The sequence below is a fragment of the Aquimarina rhodophyticola genome (assembly GCF_042434915.1).
GTDB lineage: Bacteria > Bacteroidota > Bacteroidia > Flavobacteriales > Flavobacteriaceae > Aquimarina.
This window is the reverse complement of the sequence record NZ_CP170198.1, coordinates 721,745-739,796: the sequence shown is the minus strand read 5'-3', so window position 1 is coordinate 739,796 and position 18,052 is coordinate 721,745. Positions and strand designations below refer to the sequence as shown.

The following is an 18,052-nucleotide window of genomic DNA, read 5'->3' as shown; positions in this document are numbered from 1 at the left end:
TTATTCAATATTAATGATGTCTGAAATTTTGTAGTAAATTATAAGTAAGCCACTTAGCGGAATAGCAAGATAGACTATTGCTAAAGGTACTTGTAAAGCAGGTGATTGTTGGTCCAATAAATAAGTGATATACACCAATCTACTGCCTCCAATTACCATTGCAGATAACGCAAATAGAATAATCAATATGTATACTATTCGTTTTAAGTTTTTTTGAGTTTTATTCGTAGCTTTTTGTGGTAAAACATCTATAGCCACATGCATGTTTCGACCAGATACGTATGCTGCCCCAAGAATTCCTAACCAAATCATTAAATAGCGTGCTAATTCATCGGTGAATGAACTTGGTGTACCCATGATAAATCGCGTAAAAACTTGCCAAATTACGTTTATCACCATTACTCCCATGATTACAATAAGAATATTTCCTAAGATTCTATCTACTTTTTGTCTAACTGTCATTTAATTAGTGTTTTTAATACGTTCTATTAAGGCAAGCATCTCTTTATCATCTTTATAACTTTGGTAGACGCGTTTAACATTATCAGAAAATGATTTTTTACTAGGTCTTATCACTGTCACACCAGCTTTTTGAACTTCGTCTAAAGCCTCTTTCTCTGCATCGGCCCAAAGCATACGTTGATAACCTACAGAGTTATCCACAGCTTCTTGTAACCATTTTCTTTCCTGTGGAGCTAATTCGTCCCAAATATGTGTCCCAATAATTAAAACATCTGGTAACACTGTATGTTCATCCAAAGAGTAATGTTTACAAACCTCATAATGCCTTGATAAATAAAAGCTGGGTGGATTATTCTCTGCACCATCAACTACACCTTGTTGTAACGATGTATATAACTCGCCCCAAGAAATTGGGGTTGGTGAACCGCCTAAACTTTTCACCATATCCATCGCCGTAACACTCTCCATCACCCTTATTTTAAGTCCCTTTAGATCATCTGGTGTAGTAATTGGTTTGTTCTTGGTATAAAAGCTTCGACTTCCAGCGTCATAATACGCTAATCCTTTAATCCAAAATTGTGTTCCCTCGTTCAATAATTCTTGACCGATATCACCATCCAAGACTTTAAACGAATGTTCTCTGTCTCTAAATAAATATGGTAGACCAAAAACTTTCATTCTAGGTGCAAAATTCTCCATAACACCTACCGAAACTTTTGTCATATCCAGACTTCCAATTTGAAGTAATTCAATACATTCACGTTCTGTACCTAACTGCTGACTTGGATAAATTTCTAATTGCATTTTTCCGTCAGAAATTCGTGCTAAATCTTTACCCATTTTAACCATCGCCTTATGTACAGAATGATTTACATCTAAACTATGTGCTAACTTGATTGTTTTGGTTACACTTATCTGGGTACATCCAAGTACTAAGATAAAGAGTGGTATTAGGACGAGTAACTTTTGTAATAACTTCATATCCTATTTTCTTAAATTATTAATCATGGTTAATGTATTATGTACTTGAGTGGTTAGGCTTTTAAAATCTTGATTTTCCACCAGTTCTGGCGTAATTAGTTTTGACCCCATCCCCACACATATTACCCCTGCTTCGAACCATTCTCTCAAACTATCGATTGTAGGAGCAACGCCTCCTGTTGGCATAATAGATGTCCAGGGTTGTGGTCCTATAATCGCTTTTACAAAACTTGAACCGTAGGTAGCTCCTGGAAATAATTTCACAATTTCGCAGCCAAGTTCTTCTGCCTTGGATATTTCGGTAAGCGAACCACATCCTGGGGACCATAATACTTTACGTCGATTACATACTAATGCTATATCCTCTCTAAGTACAGGTGTTACCACAAAATTAGCTCCTAGTTGCATATAATAAGAGGCAGCAGCGGCATCTGTGATTGAACCTACACCTAAGATCATACCAGGTAACTCCTGCATTGCATATTTTACCAATACCTCAAAAACCTCGTGCGCAAAATCACCTCTCGATACAAACTCCAAAAGTCGAGCGCCTCCATCATAGCAGGCTTTTAAAACATTCTTACTAATTGTTACATCCTTATGATAAAATAAAGGAACCAATCCAGTACTTTTCATTGTTTGTGCAACTTCAATTCTTGTATAGTGTGCCATAATTTTAAATGAGGTCCATTAATTTTTTACAACTTTTAATAGATAGATTGATAAGATATTCTCCTTGTGTTTGTTCTTTAAGAACCTTTATAAACTCAATTGGTATAGAACTATATCTTTCTCTTTTACCTACTTCGTTTGTCGAAATCATAATCGCAGAATCTATGCTTCCATCATGGATATCATTTAAAAAAGCATCCTCTTTTGAAGTTTCATCAAACGATTGATATACTAATACCCGATAACCAGATTTTGCAGCTGATTTTTGAATTTCACATAATGTATCACTATATAAGTTATCATTTACCTGTGGGAGAAGTACTGCTAATGTATTGGACTTATTTTTTCGCAAGGCGATAGCATTTTTGTTAGGTATGTAATTGTTTCGCAAAGCAATATCCTGAATTAACTGAGTAGTTCTAGCACTAATATCTGATCTACCATTTAGTGCTTTGGACACTGTAGAAACAGAGAACCCTGACATACGTGATATTTGCTTTAGCGTTATCATAATTTATCTTGATACTTTTCCATTAGCTTCGCCTCGTATCATCTTTTCAACTTCTTCTACTGATACTAGATTATAATCACCTGATATGGTATGCTTCAAACAACACGCTGCAACAGCAAATTCCAACGCACTTTGCGTATCATCTTCATAGCGAATAAGTCCATATATAAGTCCACCCATAAATGCGTCTCCACTCCCTACTCTATCCACCACGGGGGTTACTTCTTTAACAGAAGCATTATATATCGATTTACCATCAAATAGGATTCCTCCGATTCTTTGGTGGGAAGCACTTACAGAATAACGTAAGGTGGTAGCCACTGTTTTAAGGTTAGGACACAATTCAAATAACTTTTTATACAAACTTGGTAAAGAAGCTTCATCTTGATAATTAGGTACTACTTTATCCTTCCCAAGCATAAAGTATGCGGTGTCAATATCCCCCAAAACAATATGACTGTATTTTAAAAGTTCTGGCATAACCTCTTTAGGTTCTTTGCCATATTGCCATAATTTTGATCGATAATTCAAATCACAGGAAATGGTTAATCCCATTTTATGCGCAGCTTTGATTGCTTTTAGACAGATCTGTGCTGCGTTTTCTGAGATGGCGGGAGTAATTCCGCTCCAGTGAAACCATGTAGCTCCTTTTAATATCTCCTCCCAATCAAAATCACTTACATCTGCAGTAGCAATTGCACTGTTTTCTCGATCATACACTACGTTACTACCACGAGTTCCCGCTCCAGTCTCTAAAAAATAGATACCCAATCGGTCTCCACCCTGTAAAACATGTTGAGAACCAACATTAAGTTTGCGCATTTCTTTTAAAGTACAAGCTCCAATTTCATTATCTGGAATTTTTGATACAAATTCTGAATGCACGCCATAGTTAGCCAAGGAAACCGCTACATTAAACTCTCCGCCTCCGTAGGTCGCTACAAAAGATTTAGCCTGTGAAAAGCGTAAATGTCTCTCTGTGGAGAGTCGTAACATAATTTCTCCGAATGAAACTACTTTTTGCATTGAACTTTTACTTTTTTATACTATTGTTAAACTAAATAATCTTGCTGTTTCAGAAAGCTATTTTCTCTTTTAAATAAGTTATAAGTATGTACATTACATATTATAGTGACTACCATTGCAGCCTATACTTTATCTTCAATTAAAGCTCAAAATATTGCTTGGCATTAAAATAGCTAATATCTGCCACCATCTTTCCTATCCATTCGATTTCTTCTTTGGGCAATTCGCCCTTTTTTATCTCTTCTCCTAAGAGATTACACAAAATTCTTCTAAAATACTCGTGTCTGGGAAAGGATAAAAAACTTCTAGAATCGGTTAGCATCCCTATAAAACAACTTATTAAACCCATGTTTGACAGTGCGTTTAGTTGCTTAATCATACCATCTTTTTGATCTAAAAACCACCATCCTGAACCAAACTGCACTTTACCTTTGACGCTACCATCATTGAAGTTACCGATCATTGTCGCTATTACCTCATTATCAGACGGGTTAAGGTTATAAATTATGGTTTTAGTTAATTTATTTTTATTATCCAAAGTATTTAAAAATTGAGATAATTTGTTTGCTTGAGGATAGTCTCCTATTGAATCCCAACCCGTATCTGGACCTAGAATGCTATGCATGCGGGTATTATTATTACGTAAAGCTCCAAGATGAAATTGCTGTACCCATCCAAATTGATGATAGGTATCTGATAAGAATAACAAAATAGCGGTTTCAAACTTTGAAATATCATCATTGGATAACATTGCACCTTTTCTTTTCTTTACAAAAATGGCTTCAACTTCAGCCTCAGTGAAAGCTTCAAAAGAAATACTATTTAGACCATGATCACATAACTTGCAACCATGTGTATCAAAATATTCGATTCTTTTTTTAAGAGCATCTTTTAAGTCCTGATATTTTTCAATTGACATATCAGCAGCGTTGCTCAAACTATCTATATACTTATTGTAACCTTCATTTCCTATCAAAATTGCTTTATCTGGTCTAAAAGCAGTGCTCACCGTAATTTCAAGGTCACTTTTACTTAGTTGTTGATGATACGTTAGTGTATCGATTGGATCTTCGGTAGTACACACGAACTCAGCATTTACTTTACGCAGTAAATTTCTACAACTGTATTCTTGACTACTTAATTTTTCTGAAGTTGCTTCGAAGATAGTATCAGCAGATTTTTCATTGAGTAAATAGTTTATATCAAAATATCGAGTTAGTTCTAAATGAGTCCAATGATATAAAGGATTTCTCATAGTATACGGAACAGTTTTTGCCCATTGTACAAATTTTTCTTTGTCAGAGGCATCACCTGTAATAAAGCGTTCGTTGATACCTAAAGTTCGCATGGCTCGCCATTTGTAATGATCACCATTAACCCAAACTTTGGTAAGGTTGTGATATAGTGTATCCTCCAAAATTTCTTGTGGAGATAGATGATTATGATAATCGATAATAGGCTGATGCTTTGCATACTTATGATACAGCTCTTCAGCATACTTATTAGTTAAAAGAAAATTATCGTGTATAAACTCTGTACGCATAAATTAGTTTGCTTGATATAATCTGGTTATTCTTCGTTTGAAGGCTTACCTATAGTTGCTAATATCCCTCCATCTACGTATAGTATCTGTCCATTAACAAAATCACTTGCTTTGGATGCCAAAAACACAGCTGCACCTTGTAAATCGCTTGGGTTTCCCCAGCGAGCTGCAGGTGTCCTGTTTATAATAAAATCGTTAAAAGGATGTCCATCTACACGTATAGGTGCGGTTTGAGATGTAGCAAAATACCCTGGACCTATTCCGTTTACTTGTATATTATGCTTGGCCCACTCTGTAGCCAAATTCTGTGTTAACATCTTAAGTCCTCCTTTGGCTGCAGCATAAGCTGTAACCGTATTACGACCTAATTCACTCATCATCGAGCAAATATTAATTATCTTGCCCTCCTTACGCTCCACCATCTGTTTTCCAATTAATTGTGACATAATAAAAGGACCTACCAAATCTACATCGATAACTCTTCTAAAATCCTCAACCTTCATGGATAGAGCTGGTTCTCTTTTAATGATACCAGCATTGTTTACCAAAATATCAATTGCTCCTATCTCATTAAAAATTAAATCAACATGAGTTTTGGCAGCAACTTCATCTGTAACATCAAAAATATAACCGGAAGCCTCATATCCTTTGCTTTTATAATAATCTAAAGCTTTTTCTAATTTTGATGGCGTAGTACTCGTAATAACTAGTTCTGCTCCTGCATTTGCTAAACCTTCAGCCATTGCCATACCTAGCCCATGCGTTCCGCCTGTAATTAGTGCTCTTTTATTTTTTAAATTAAATAAATCCATTATCAATTTATCTTAACTCATTAATTTGACAAATATCCATATCTCCATAATCCAAATTTTCTCCTGCCATCCCCCATATAAATGAGTAACTTGAGGTACCTGAACCTGCATGAATTGACCATGGTGGAGAAATAACAGCTTCTTGGTTAGCCATCCATATGTGTCGCGTTTCTTGTGGTTGCCCCATAAAATGACATACTGCTTGATCTTTTGGAACTTCAAAATAAAAATACACCTCCATACGTCTATCGTGTACGTGTGCAGGCATAGTATTCCAACTACTTCCAGATTTGATCGTCGTCATACCCATTTGTAATTGACATACCTCAACAACACTATTTACAATGTATTTTCTTAAAGTTCTCGCATTTGCAGTTTCGGGAGCGCCTAATTCTATAACTTCGACATCATCAACTCCTATTTTTTTATTGGGAAACGCCTTATGAGCCGGAGTAGAGTTCAAATAAAACTTTGCAGGATTATTAGAAGATTCACTAGCAAAAGTAACCTCCTTATTGCCCTGACCTAGATATAATGCTTCCTTATGCTGTAATTCGTAACTAGTGCCATCGACTGTAACTGTACCAGTATCTCCAACATTGATAATTCCTAATTCTCGTCGCTCCAAAAAGTAGGTTGCTTTTAAAGCATCAATACTTTCCAATTTTACAGTCTTTTGAATGGGTGCTACACCAGCCACCATATATCGGTCATAGTGTAAATATTCCCAAATTAACTCGTCCTTTTTTATAACCTCTTTAATCAAAAACTCATCTCGCAATTCTTGCGTGTCGTAAGTTTTAACTGATTTTGGATGAGAGGCATATCTTTTATTATAATTTGTCATAATGCATATAATTGTAATCGATTACACAAATATAAAATAAAATTTTTCAAAACCTAACATTTTATGCTTTAGAGAACTCTTAAAATCATCAATTTCTCCGTTTTAAAATATATTTTTTGAACTATTATCATATAATTATGTAATAATTTGTCACATATGTAAATACTACTTAACGTAATCTTCTTATGTAAATATTAATATATCGCTATTCGTTTTCAGTTAATTTTGAGAAGATTACCAAATTATTTTACTATAAAAGCTGGATATAATTTAAAATTACAGCTAATGAATCAATAACAAAAGTTTAATATAAGTAGAAGGAGTATATAATTTATTTTTCATCAATCGCCGATAATCGATAATCTATGTTAATAATCGATTAATCTCCTAAAAATTAATACGATATGTTTTAAAAAAAGGAAATGTTATATTTTTGACCCATGGAATATTTAAAAGATACAATTTTCTACCAAGAGGCAATTCAAGAAATTAATTATGACTTTGGTAATTACTATTTGTTTGAATCTTTTGTTGTTGGAGAAGTTAACGAAGACATAGTGTACACTTGGAAACATCATGGTAAAAAAGTAGTAGAAGAGTTAAGTCATATTTACGACAATAATGGTAAAAGTTTAGTTTATATTACAAATAGAATTCATGAGTACTCTGTTGTACCAAGTGATTGGATTTATTTTTTTAAGCTTAGTTATTCATTAAAGGGGTACGGTATTGTAAGTAACAATCCTAGTACACTTTTTAACAGTGCTTTAGAAAAACTTTTTATGCGCAGTCGATTAAAAAAATTTGGAACTCTTGAAGATGCGATTGTTTGGGCTAAAAGCTTATCTGATAACGATAGAAAAATCGCATGATACTGTAGTTAAGGATCACTTCTTTTTTCCCATACGTCCTGTAAATCTTGACAATAATACAAGCTTCTTCTTCGTATTGATAAAATAAACACCAGTTAGCAGAATAACCGCTGCAATTGATGATTGCATAGTTATCTTTTCATCCAGAAAATACCACCCTAAAGTAAGTGCAATAATTGGGTTTACATAAGTAGATGTTGCTACCTTTTCGGGCGAAACTACCTTCAGCAAATAATTGAATGCAGTGAAAGCTACTATACTTCCGAAAATAATTAAAATGATCATCGTATATTGTACTGGTGTACTCCAGCTTAGGGGTGATGTCCATGGTTCTCCAAAAATAAAACTTGACATCATTAATAAAACACCTCCTGTTATCATCTGATATCCAGTATTTACAAAGTAATTTGTGGGCAAATCGGCTTTTGAAACAAATAAGCTTCCATATGCCCACGATAGCATACACAATAAAACCATAATCATCCCCAATACGGAGTTCTCTTGGGTAATAACTTCTTTCTGACTAACCAATAAATAGATTCCGATTATACCTAATAAAACTCCAATTATTGACATGAGTTTAATCCTTTTGCCTTGCAGCACTCTCATGAGTAATAAAACTATTAACGGCTGTGCCGAAACCTCTAAAGCCGCAAAACCACTATCGACGTAGCGAAGGGCCCAAACGATCACTCCATTACCAAAAGTTAGAAACAAAAAACCTGCGATCACCGTATTTAAAAATTGCTTACGTGTGATAGCTAAATTTAATCCTAAAAGTCTGGCTAGTATAAAAATTAATATTCCTGCAGTAGTAAAACGAACAGAAGCCAACATAAAGGGTGGTAATTCGGTAACTGCAATCTTATTTAGTAAATAGGTCGAACCCCAAATTACATAAATAGAAAAGAATGATGCTACAATTAATGCGGGATTGGATGATTTACTCATGATTTAAAGATTATGTATAAAACTTATACTGTGCATACACTACTACCATAAGATGACTAAATAACGTTAGTCTCGTTTACGTATAGGAGTAATTAAGCAACCTCTGCTATGCATTAGCTGCAACGAAGTTATACATTTATGGATTTGTTGACCAAATACTTGAACTGGTTATCATTACTCTTCGGTTGAGTTTTAATTGTGCAATTACCAGTTCGGCAATATCATCAGGTTGCATTACAGTTTCTGGATTACCATCAGTAAGATTTAAGTCCAAAGCCATGTCTGTCGCCACAGTACTAGGTAATAATGCACTAACCCGTATATTATGCTTACGAACTTCTTGCATAAGCGATTCTGTTAGTCCAATCACCCCAAATTTTGAGGCACTGTAAGCACTTGTCATTGCATTGCCTTTGACTCCTGCTGTTGATGAAACATTAAGGATATCTCCAGTTTTTCTTTCTATCATACTCGGCAAAAAAGCGCGTGTTACATAATAGGTTCCCATCAGGTTTATTTTAATTATTTCTTCCCAATCTGTAGGTGATAAGTCCATAAAATTTCCAAATTTACCGATACCTGCATTATTAATAAGAATATCAATAGCTCCAAAAGATGCTATTATCTGCTCTGCTGCCTTATTAACCGAATCTATTGAAGCAACATCTGCTGTAACTGTTATTGTTTTAACGCCGTAAGACTCTGCCTCTATAGCTACCTTCTTTAGGTCAGAATCAGTTCTAGATAATAGGGCTATATGTACACCCTCTTTAGCCAAAGCCAAAGCTATTGCTTTACCTATACCTTTACCTGCTCCTGTAACTAACGCTTTTTTATTATGTAAAGTTTCCATAGTTTATAATAATGAGAATAGTAAGAATTAAATACTTTAGACTACCAAAAATACGCTAATCTTTTTGAGTGTTTACCCTGAAAGACCAATTTAGCATATTCTTAAACTTTCATACAAAATGGAAATTAGAAATTTGCTGTATGCAAGTACATTCATAACTTTAAGTGTACCTTTGTCCAAAATATTTGATTTTGCACCCTAATAATTTACACCAAAAACCTTATGATTTTAAAGAACTCGTAAAAAAAACACAGATTCTTACGTCATACATAATAACTAATTCCTACGGAGAGGATACGATAGATTTTGCGAATCCCGAGGCGGTGTATGCATTAAACAAAGCACTTTTAGCAACGCATTATGGAATTGAAGCTTGGGATATTCCCTCTGGATATTTATGTCCGCCAATTCCTGGTCGAGCAGATTATATTCATCATCTTGCCGATCTTTTTAAGAAAGAAGCTAACCAAATAAAAGGATTAGACATTGGTGTGGGTGCAAATTGTATCTATCCCATTTTGGGTAATTGCATTTATGGTTGGCAAATGGTAGGTTGTGATAGTGATGCTATGGCAGTAAAAACAGCTCAAAATATCATCCAAAAGCATCCTAAGTTACAACAAGCCATTCAAATTAGGCACCAAGGTAATAAATCAAATATTTTTGATGGTATTATACAGCCAGAGGAATATTTTGATTTTACGATGTGTAATCCGCCATTTCATACTTCAAAAGAAGCAGCATTGAAGGGTACACAACGAAAATTAAATAATCTAAAAATAGCATCCAACGAGGTGCTTAATTTTGGAGGTCAACCAAACGAACTTTGGTGTAACGGTGGTGAAGCCTTATTTCTTAAGCGTATGATCAAACAAAGTAGAGCTTATGCAAAACAAGTAGGTGTTTTTACAAGTCTTGTTTCTAAAAAAGAAACCTTACCCACGATAGAAAAGCAACTACACAAATTAGGGGCATTATATCAAATTATTACTATGGAACAAGGCAATAAAAAAAGCCGTTTCATTACTTGGAACTTCCAAAAATAGTTGATTTTTTTCTTAGTAAACAGCCTAATTAAAAAGAGATTTTTTTCTTAAAAAAGCAATTGTCATAGAAACAGATGACTGTTGTTTTTTACAGAATTGTATAAGACTCTTTTTTCATAGAGATTGTTTTAAAGAATCTGTCTCTTTGACTATAGCGTTTTCTGCATCCAGCATCTCAACAACCGATTTACAGGCTGAACTATGAGCATACAGAGCATTCTCTTCTTGTAATAGCAAACTATAATATAATGAATATGTGCTTTTTAATTGAGTAGCATTAGGAAACGTATTTTCTACATCAAAAAAATAAGTGTATGGTAATGTTTGTATTTTCATTTTTAGAGTGTTGAGTCTCTCTGCAGTTAAATAAGCTTTACTAATAGCAGCTAACTCATCTTTATCAAATTGAGATAAAACTCCACTCACCTTAGCTGATTCCCATAAATCATTGTTCTCATTAATGATATAGTAATGTATATTACTTTGTAAATGTATGTTGAAACTATTGAGTTGTTCTGCATAGATTGAAATGGAATCTTTTTTTTCTTGAAGCAAGGCAGATGGAACTATTGATTGTAAATCTTTTACAGTTTTGTTAATTACTTTAGATTCTTTTAGCTCAATATGCTTATATCGATTTGCCAAATCATTAATTATGTCTGTTTTGTAACGCTCTTTTTTTTCATAGTTTTTATAATATTGACTACTTATAAAAACTAATCCTATTAAAATTAAAACTATCAGTAATACTTTTTTCATATTCTAACTTATATTTTGCTAATAAATAGCGTACGTTTTGATTAATGCTATTATAAAAATTAACTGTGTCACAATATCTGAAACCTGTAATTTACATGAGGATAAATAATATTCACACATGATTTAGTAAAAATAGAAAAATATTTATTTTTAGAGCGAAACGAATTTAAGTAGCTAGTTAATAAGATCATGAAAATGTAAAAATCAATTTTACATCTTTTAAACTGTTTATAAATGTTTACAAACCGTGGATATTTAAAATTTGCTAAATCGATCTCTTTTTAAATTGCTCCAGTCTTCTTTAATAATACTATAATATATATCATTCTTGCTTTTTCCTTCAGAGTCAATATAATTATTTCTAAAAACTCCTTCTTTAATCGCTCCAAGTTTTTCAATAGCTTTTTGTGAACGAATATTTTCTTGATCAGCACTAAATTGTATTCTTCGGAAACCAATACTTTCAAATCCAAATTTTAGCAGCTCATATTTACAGGCAGTATTTAATCCAGTACCCTGAAAATCTTCACCATACCAGGTCCAACCAATTTCACATTTCTCACTTGCTGCGTTTAAATTTCCATATCGGGTACTACCAGCTACTCGATCAGTTAATTTATCAAGAATCAAAAAAGGATAACAAATTCCATTTTCTTGAGCTTCTAACGTCTGTGTCAAATATTGTGAAAAGTCAGATTCATTACGAATAAACATTCCCATATACTTCCAGATATGATCATCATAAATTATTTCTTTAAGCTCTTGGTTTCTTTGGCTACCAAAAGGGATGAGTTTAACTATTTCATTTTCTAGTTCTATTCGTGTGTTTAAAATTTGTATGTCCATCATCTATTCTTGACATCGTCCCTTATTTGAGTACTAGTTAGAAAAAGGGAATCCTAGTTTTTTTATTTTTTATATATACTCATTAGGGCTCATGTCTCCTAATAAACTGTATGGTCTAAAACCGCAATAATCTGCTTTAAACTTTGATCATGATCTACTTACAGTTCTCAAAATTTTACTATGCAATCTATTAGAAAGAAATCACAGCATCTTTACTACAGGATACTATAAATATTAGTAAAAGCAATTTAATAAAAGGATAGTTTTTCATTTCATCTTATTTAATAGTTGTTATGTGGCATAATTGAGTGAAAATTGGAAATTTCACCTTGAGCCTCAATAAGAACCTAAGATAATAGACTCACATCGCAAAGCTCTTGTTGTACAAATCTAAGCAATTACATGTATATAATGATATTGCCAATGGTAAAATAAGCTATTCTAATAAGGGAACCTTACAGTAAGACTCGAGTGTGTCTCCTACATACTTTTAAACTCCTATACTCTTAACGACTCGAAATAATGTGTTTATCCTAATTTGCTTAAACTAGATAATAGTATAGCTTTACAGATAATAAGATTGTAAACTCAATATTTGTTACTAATAATATAATTTTTAAAGAGTTTCGTAGCGATTACCTACTAGCTTTGCCATTAAGAATAAATTTAATCGGAATATTCTGTTTTGTTAGGTATTCTGTGATAGTAGGAACAACTTTATAATCTGGAATTATGCCTCTTCCAAATTCGCCATTTTGAACGTTCATTTCGAATTTTAGTGAAGGAATATCAATCAATAATCGTGAGTGCGGTAAGACCAATTCACTACTATAACCACTTGTATTTCCATAATATCCACCACCTGTTTCCTTACCAACAAAAATACCTCTGTTACTGGTTTTAATCATATTTGAAAATTCACTACCACCAGAATAGGTAACAGGGCTAATTATAACAAAAAGTTTACCATCATATTTATATCTTGGCTCTTTCTTGTAAGCCATTAAACCAAATCCCATATTGCGTTTACGACAATAACTTTTGTCTGGCATTTTATCGTTTCCGAAAATCCGTTCAAAGAACCCAAAGGTCTTAAGTTTTATCGGCTCGTCAATACCATTATCAAGAATTGAAACTTGGCTCTTTGCACAAACAGATTTGTATTTTTTATAATTATCAGCGAGATAAGAAAATAATAGATTTTCATTACCCTCATTACCACCACCGTTGTTACTTAAATCTATAATTAGATTGCTAACATTGTTCTCAACGATTGTCTTAAAACTTATTTCTAAAAAAGTAGATAGCTTTTTATGGACTCTATTTTGTTCGTATAAGCTATTAGAAAATGTATGAACTCCTAAATAAGCTATAGTATCGTTCAATAATTTAAATTCTAAACTTTCTTTTTGTGTTTCTCTTTTTTCATTATTGACTAAACTGTTTGAAAAATCTGTGAATTTTTGTGATTCCAATTCTAGCATATGTATTTTACCACTAGAATCTTTGACCTGTATAACAAATTCATTTATAAATCCATATTTTAAAAAATAATGCTTTGAAAATGAAAATCCATTTAAATCTGAAAATTTGACTGCTTTAATAAATCCATCAGAAGCAAATAGTTCCCCCAGTTCATACACCAATTGTATAGGGTTTTTACCATTAATACTCAAAATTTCATTACCCAGAAGAGGTTTAGTATATAGATTACTTTGCTTGGATATATACATTTTCTTATCCAGAAAAACGACATTCACAGGAAGATAACGGGCTTCATAATTTAAAAACGTTTCTGTCTCTTCTGAAAATTCGATATTAGTATGATCTTCTCTTGAAAGACCCACTAAAGGTGCTATGATATTAAAAAATTCAATTTCATTTAAGTCATTTTTGATTTTCATTTTTGCGTTTGAAAATGCACTATTAACACTATCTTTTGGCATATACCAATACATTCCCGAATGATGTTTGTCAAGACCTTGATAAAGTAATTCTAAATCACGTAGAAGTAAGTTTTTATTGATTTTTTTTAGAGAGCCATAGTCCTGCGCAACAGGTATCGCAATGAAATGAAATAGTGTCAAAGTAAGTATTAATTTCTTCATTTATTAATTTGTTTTTTACAAAAGGAAGAAAATTATATTGTGCACATTGGTATAATATTGACTTTTTATGTCAAGAATTCTTTTTGGTAGCTTTTAGGTCTTATACCAATAAATTTTTTGAATGATTTTGAAAAATGAGAAGTGTCGGTAAAATTATACTCATACGCTTTCTCTGTAATAGAACATTTCTTTGTTATTGTTTTTTTGCAATGAAAGACTTTTTTCATTAGAGTATAGTGAATTGGTGACATACCAGTTGTTTCTTTAAACTTTCTTGCAAAACTATATTTATTCAAATTCGCTATGTCTGCCAATTGTTCTAAAGATATAATCTCTTTTATATTCCTTTCTATATAAGTGTCTATTTCATTCCAGTATTCTAATGGTTTTCTAATCTCTAAATTTGTAGTTAATTCGGCAAACGATGACAAATATGAAATAAATTTTTTTAGTAATGACTCAATAGGTACAGCGTCAAAATGCATTAAGTTTTCAAATAACACATTCAATTCGTTATTCTGTATAACTCTATTCTTAAAATGTAAAGTTTGTCCTAAAGGAAGCATTGCTCTAACTGTTTTGTCTGAAATATACAAAGTATCAAACGAAAGTAAATTAGTTGAAGAGTACAGAGGATTTGAATGTAATTCATAAGGATGCGTAATAGTGATATCATTCACATTTCCAACAAATTGCTTTTGACCAATATTTATTAGTTCTACACCACTTTTAATCTTCGAGATACAAAATTCAGGATGATAATGAAGCGGAAAAGCTTCTTTTTGATTCTTAAATGATAACCTATTCATTGTAATAATTGACTTGAAAGTAACATTTAATATTTATCTCGTAATTATATAAAATATAACCCAACTTTTGCTATTTCTAGATATAAGTTGCAAAATATCGCCTTTTGCAAACATCGCCTTTTGCAAACATCGCGTCTTCATAAATCCACAAAGTAATAACTAATCAGACCGGTTTAGTCTACATGGCATGCATGGTGGTACCGATCGCAAGAATGCTTAATTGTTGATAACAGTTTTTACTTTTTATTTACCCAATTTAAAAAATTCGTAAAGACATCGTTCAAATGTTCTTCAAATTTTCCGTTATCTAGTTCTTTTCCAAATACGTGGTCCAAATTTGGATAAGCTTTAAAGGTTAAATTATTTTTTTGATGTCTTATAAACTCTATTGGAATTAAATAAGCCGATTCGAGTGCTACTGCTTGATCTTTTGTACCGATTGCTACAAATAGTGGCTTGTCAATTTGCAATAGATTTTCAATAGGTGGCTCTGAAAAACCACTCCACCTTTTATAACTGTTGTTACTTCCTTGCCAAAATTTATCAGTAGAATTTGGGTTAGCCATAATATCCTTTAAATCGACAAATAATGAATCTATTTTTAATATAGCTTGCTCTTCGGTTAAGTTTCCTTTATCTACATCATTTCTAATAAAAGTTACAAAGTCAATAAACTGCGTATTACCACCACCTGACCAATATCCAAAATGTGTTATTTTCTTGTTTATTGTTCCAAGTTTCGCAACAACATCGCTACCTTCAGAATGTCCAAGTGCAATAATTTTTTGGAACTGATTTTTATGGCTTGTAAGTAGGTCATTGATTACCAGATTGGCTTGGGAAGCTCTGTACGCCAAAGTTTGATTCTCATAATATGTTTTTGGAACAGGAAATTCTTTATCCATTTCTGTTAAAAAAGGAAACCCTTTTTTTGAAATCACGACAAATAGATAATCTTCTGGTAAGAGATCGAAATTAAGAGGAATGACGGTTCCTGCATAAGTTTTTCCATTTTCTTCCATTGTTTGGTATAGAGACATCGCTTTTGAACCTTGAATGTATAGCAATAAATTTTTTGTTAATGAAACATCCTTTTTGGAATATGTATGGTAGTTTATTGTATCACTCTTCAGCACAACTGAATGATGTTTAAATGCCTTAATAATTTTTGTTCTTTGTGCTAGGGATATTTGAAATACACTTAAAAATAGAATTAGTGTGAATGTTCTCATTTTAATTATTTTGGTTAATGATAGGTAAAAAACTATGTATCGCACTTTTATGGGATGTTAAGACGACATCTTTCATTATATACATAGAGTAGCGCCTGATAGCGCTACTTCTATTTATATCTGTTAAAGATATAATTATTCTAGAACTATCAGTGTCTTCATAACCAAACCGTATGTGAACTTTTTGCTCATACAGCTTGATTATTTGAAAATACATAGCTTCAGCAAATCCATACAAGAACAACTGTATGCTTTTCTTTAGCGTGAACAGCCAATTACTCTGATGGGATTCTCATCCACTGGACAAACATAGCTTCGTGGTACACTAACATTTCGTATCAACAACATACGGCAGTTGAGAAGCACTATTGTTTGAGTTTAAAACTTAGCTATATATAAATATTTTGCTTTTATCTTTTCGGTTATAAGTGCCAAATTTTATATTTGACGACCTTCTAAAAAATGCAAAAACCTTTGTTTAAAATACTTAAACCGCCCTATGTTTTTTATACATTGTTGTCTTTTAGTGCTTTTTATTTTTTAAAATTGAGTCTACTTATCCTTTTCTTTAGTCCAAAAAGTGGTCTAATATATTTCCAACGACGAATTAAAAATTCATAAAAAAGCCATGATAAAATAAAGGTGCCTAAAATCATTATTGAAGACTTTACAGCTAATGACCAATCTAATTCTATTAAGTAATAGGCAATCATAATCATAATAGTTTGATGTAAAATATAGAATGGGTAAACTGCTTCGTTAGCATAACTTAAAAAATTATTTTTTCTATTTAAGTATGTAGCTGAAAATCCAAATAAAGTAAGTGCCCAAGACCATAAGTTAGCAACCTTAAAAAAAGCTTCTATATAATGTCTCATGTATGAATCTTCATATTGGTGTGTGATAAATAACATTATACCAAAGCTTAGTATTCCTGTTATTAAAAAGTGTTTTTTATACCTTTCAACAGTACTCCAAAAGGTGTCTTCAATAGAAATAAGGACAAATCCAAAGAAAAATAATACGATACAATTTGCAAAAGTGAACCAGTCATCTATCAAGGCATGAGTCACTGGAAAGAGAGGTTCAATTAATATTTCAATGAAATATAACGGAATAATAAAAATGTATAATCCTATAGATCTTACCGTTATTCTTTTTATCCAAAAAATGAACTTATTCTTTGGATGATTTTTAAGGTAAAAGAATAAAGGGGTTAATATAATTGAGAAAACCAACAAATAAGGTAAAAACCATAAATGGTGCCAACTAAAATTACCCTCTGGGTAAACCCCATTAAATAATTGACTAGGCCAAAAATCAAAATAGTTTCCTGCAAATTGATTTTTATCTAACCGCTCAAAATATATTTGAGGAGGAACAATACAAATCATTCCGAATATTAGAGGCAATCCTAATCTTTTAAGACGCTCCAAAGTAAATTGCATTCCTTTTCTTTTTTGTAAGGCATAATAGGTGCCCATTCCAGAAATTACAAATAATATAGGCAATCTCCATTGATTTAGAAACCACATAGGATAGGTTAACCAATTATATGTAACATTATTTTTTATATGAAATTCCCAAGGAACAAAGAACATTCCCACATGATAAAAAATGAGTAACCCAAATACCAGTACTCTTAACCAATCTAAATCGTGTCTACGTATCATCAACTATGTTTTTTTGCGAAACTATTTAAAAAAAATATTGCTATTTTTT

General features: G+C 32.4%; 18 protein-coding genes. 2 read left to right on the top strand and 16 right to left on the bottom strand.

The features are described 5' to 3' along the window. The 8 genes from ACE939_RS03210 to kduI form a co-directional block, all read right to left on the bottom strand. On the bottom strand, window positions 1-462 hold the full coding sequence (locus ACE939_RS03210) for a TRAP transporter small permease (protein ID WP_378187341.1): 462 nt from the start codon (window positions 460-462) through the stop codon (window positions 1-3). Next, entirely contained in the window at window positions 463-1,443 is a 981-nt protein-coding gene (locus ACE939_RS03205) for a TRAP transporter substrate-binding protein (RefSeq protein WP_378187340.1), read from the bottom strand. Window positions 1,444-1,446: 3 nt separating this feature from the next. Beyond that, window positions 1,447-2,115, bottom strand: coding sequence for a bifunctional 4-hydroxy-2-oxoglutarate aldolase/2-dehydro-3-deoxy-phosphogluconate aldolase (locus ACE939_RS03200; protein WP_378187339.1), 669 nt, complete (start codon window positions 2,113-2,115; stop codon window positions 1,447-1,449). Between the two features lie 4 nt (window positions 2,116-2,119). Then, window positions 2,120-2,626 carry a LacI family DNA-binding transcriptional regulator gene (locus tag ACE939_RS03195; protein WP_378187338.1) on the bottom strand — a complete coding sequence of 169 codons (507 nt, stop codon included), beginning with the start codon at window positions 2,624-2,626 and terminating at the stop codon, window positions 2,120-2,122. Window positions 2,627-2,629: 3 nt separating this feature from the next. Next, window positions 2,630-3,652, bottom strand: a complete 1,023-nt coding sequence (locus ACE939_RS03190) for a PfkB family carbohydrate kinase (RefSeq protein ID WP_378187337.1) — start codon at window positions 3,650-3,652, stop codon at window positions 2,630-2,632. A 139-nt stretch (window positions 3,653-3,791) separates the two neighbouring features. Beyond that, window positions 3,792-5,195 (bottom strand): glucuronate isomerase, encoded by a 1,404-nt coding sequence (gene uxaC / locus ACE939_RS03185; protein ID WP_378187336.1) that lies wholly within the window; start codon window positions 5,193-5,195, stop codon window positions 3,792-3,794. Between the two features lie 26 nt (window positions 5,196-5,221). After that, complete coding sequence (locus tag ACE939_RS03180; protein WP_378187335.1) at window positions 5,222-6,007, bottom strand: gluconate 5-dehydrogenase; 786 nt, start codon at window positions 6,005-6,007, stop codon at window positions 5,222-5,224. 7 nt (window positions 6,008-6,014) lie between these two features. Then, the gene (gene kduI / locus ACE939_RS03175) at window positions 6,015-6,854 is read right to left on the bottom strand and encodes a 5-dehydro-4-deoxy-D-glucuronate isomerase (protein ID WP_378187334.1); all 840 of its coding nucleotides are present in this window, start codon (window positions 6,852-6,854) and stop codon (window positions 6,015-6,017) included. Window positions 6,855-7,294: 440 nt separating this feature from the next. Here kduI and ACE939_RS03170 point away from each other — a divergent pair, with 440 nt between their 5' ends. Beyond that, window positions 7,295-7,726 carry a hypothetical protein gene (locus tag ACE939_RS03170; protein ID WP_378187333.1) on the top strand — a complete coding sequence of 144 codons (432 nt, stop codon included), beginning with the start codon at window positions 7,295-7,297 and terminating at the stop codon, window positions 7,724-7,726. Between the two features lie 15 nt (window positions 7,727-7,741). Here the strand turns inward: ACE939_RS03170 and ACE939_RS03165 are convergent, their stop codons facing one another. Together ACE939_RS03165 and ACE939_RS03160 are read right to left on the bottom strand one after the other, a co-directional pair. Further along, window positions 7,742-8,677, bottom strand: a complete 936-nt coding sequence (locus tag ACE939_RS03165; RefSeq protein WP_378187332.1) for an EamA family transporter — start codon at window positions 8,675-8,677, stop codon at window positions 7,742-7,744. Between the two features lie 136 nt (window positions 8,678-8,813). Beyond that, window positions 8,814-9,530, bottom strand: a complete 717-nt coding sequence (locus ACE939_RS03160; RefSeq protein WP_378187331.1) for a 3-ketoacyl-ACP reductase — start codon at window positions 9,528-9,530, stop codon at window positions 8,814-8,816. A 191-nt stretch (window positions 9,531-9,721) separates the two neighbouring features. Here ACE939_RS03160 and rlmF point away from each other — a divergent pair, with 191 nt between their 5' ends. Continuing rightward, entirely contained in the window at window positions 9,722-10,576 is an 855-nt protein-coding gene (gene rlmF, locus ACE939_RS03155) for a 23S rRNA (adenine(1618)-N(6))-methyltransferase RlmF (protein WP_378187330.1), read from the top strand. 114 nt (window positions 10,577-10,690) lie between these two features. Here rlmF and ACE939_RS03150 read toward each other — a convergent pair whose 3' ends face one another. The 6 genes from ACE939_RS03150 to ACE939_RS03125 all read right to left on the bottom strand — a co-directional run bounded on the left by ACE939_RS03150 (window position 10,691) and on the right by ACE939_RS03125 (window position 18,003). Then, complete coding sequence (locus ACE939_RS03150; protein ID WP_378187329.1) at window positions 10,691-11,335, bottom strand: hypothetical protein; 645 nt, start codon at window positions 11,333-11,335, stop codon at window positions 10,691-10,693. Window positions 11,336-11,590: 255 nt separating this feature from the next. Next, entirely contained in the window at window positions 11,591-12,181 is a 591-nt protein-coding gene (locus ACE939_RS03145) for a GNAT family N-acetyltransferase (RefSeq protein ID WP_378187328.1), read from the bottom strand. A 635-nt stretch (window positions 12,182-12,816) separates the two neighbouring features. Next, a complete protein-coding gene (locus ACE939_RS03140; protein ID WP_378187327.1) occupies window positions 12,817-14,289 on the bottom strand; it encodes a S41 family peptidase in 1,473 nt (490 codons plus the stop codon). 65 nt (window positions 14,290-14,354) lie between these two features. Then, window positions 14,355-15,098, bottom strand: coding sequence for a helix-turn-helix domain-containing protein (locus ACE939_RS03135; RefSeq protein WP_378187326.1), 744 nt, complete (start codon window positions 15,096-15,098; stop codon window positions 14,355-14,357). Between the two features lie 236 nt (window positions 15,099-15,334). Continuing rightward, window positions 15,335-16,330 carry a dienelactone hydrolase family protein gene (locus tag ACE939_RS03130; protein ID WP_378187325.1) on the bottom strand — a complete coding sequence of 332 codons (996 nt, stop codon included), beginning with the start codon at window positions 16,328-16,330 and terminating at the stop codon, window positions 15,335-15,337. A gap of 533 nt (window positions 16,331-16,863) precedes the next feature. Then, window positions 16,864-18,003, bottom strand: coding sequence for an acyltransferase family protein (locus ACE939_RS03125; protein ID WP_378187324.1), 1,140 nt, complete (start codon window positions 18,001-18,003; stop codon window positions 16,864-16,866). Between the last annotated feature and the right edge of the window lie 49 nt (window positions 18,004-18,052).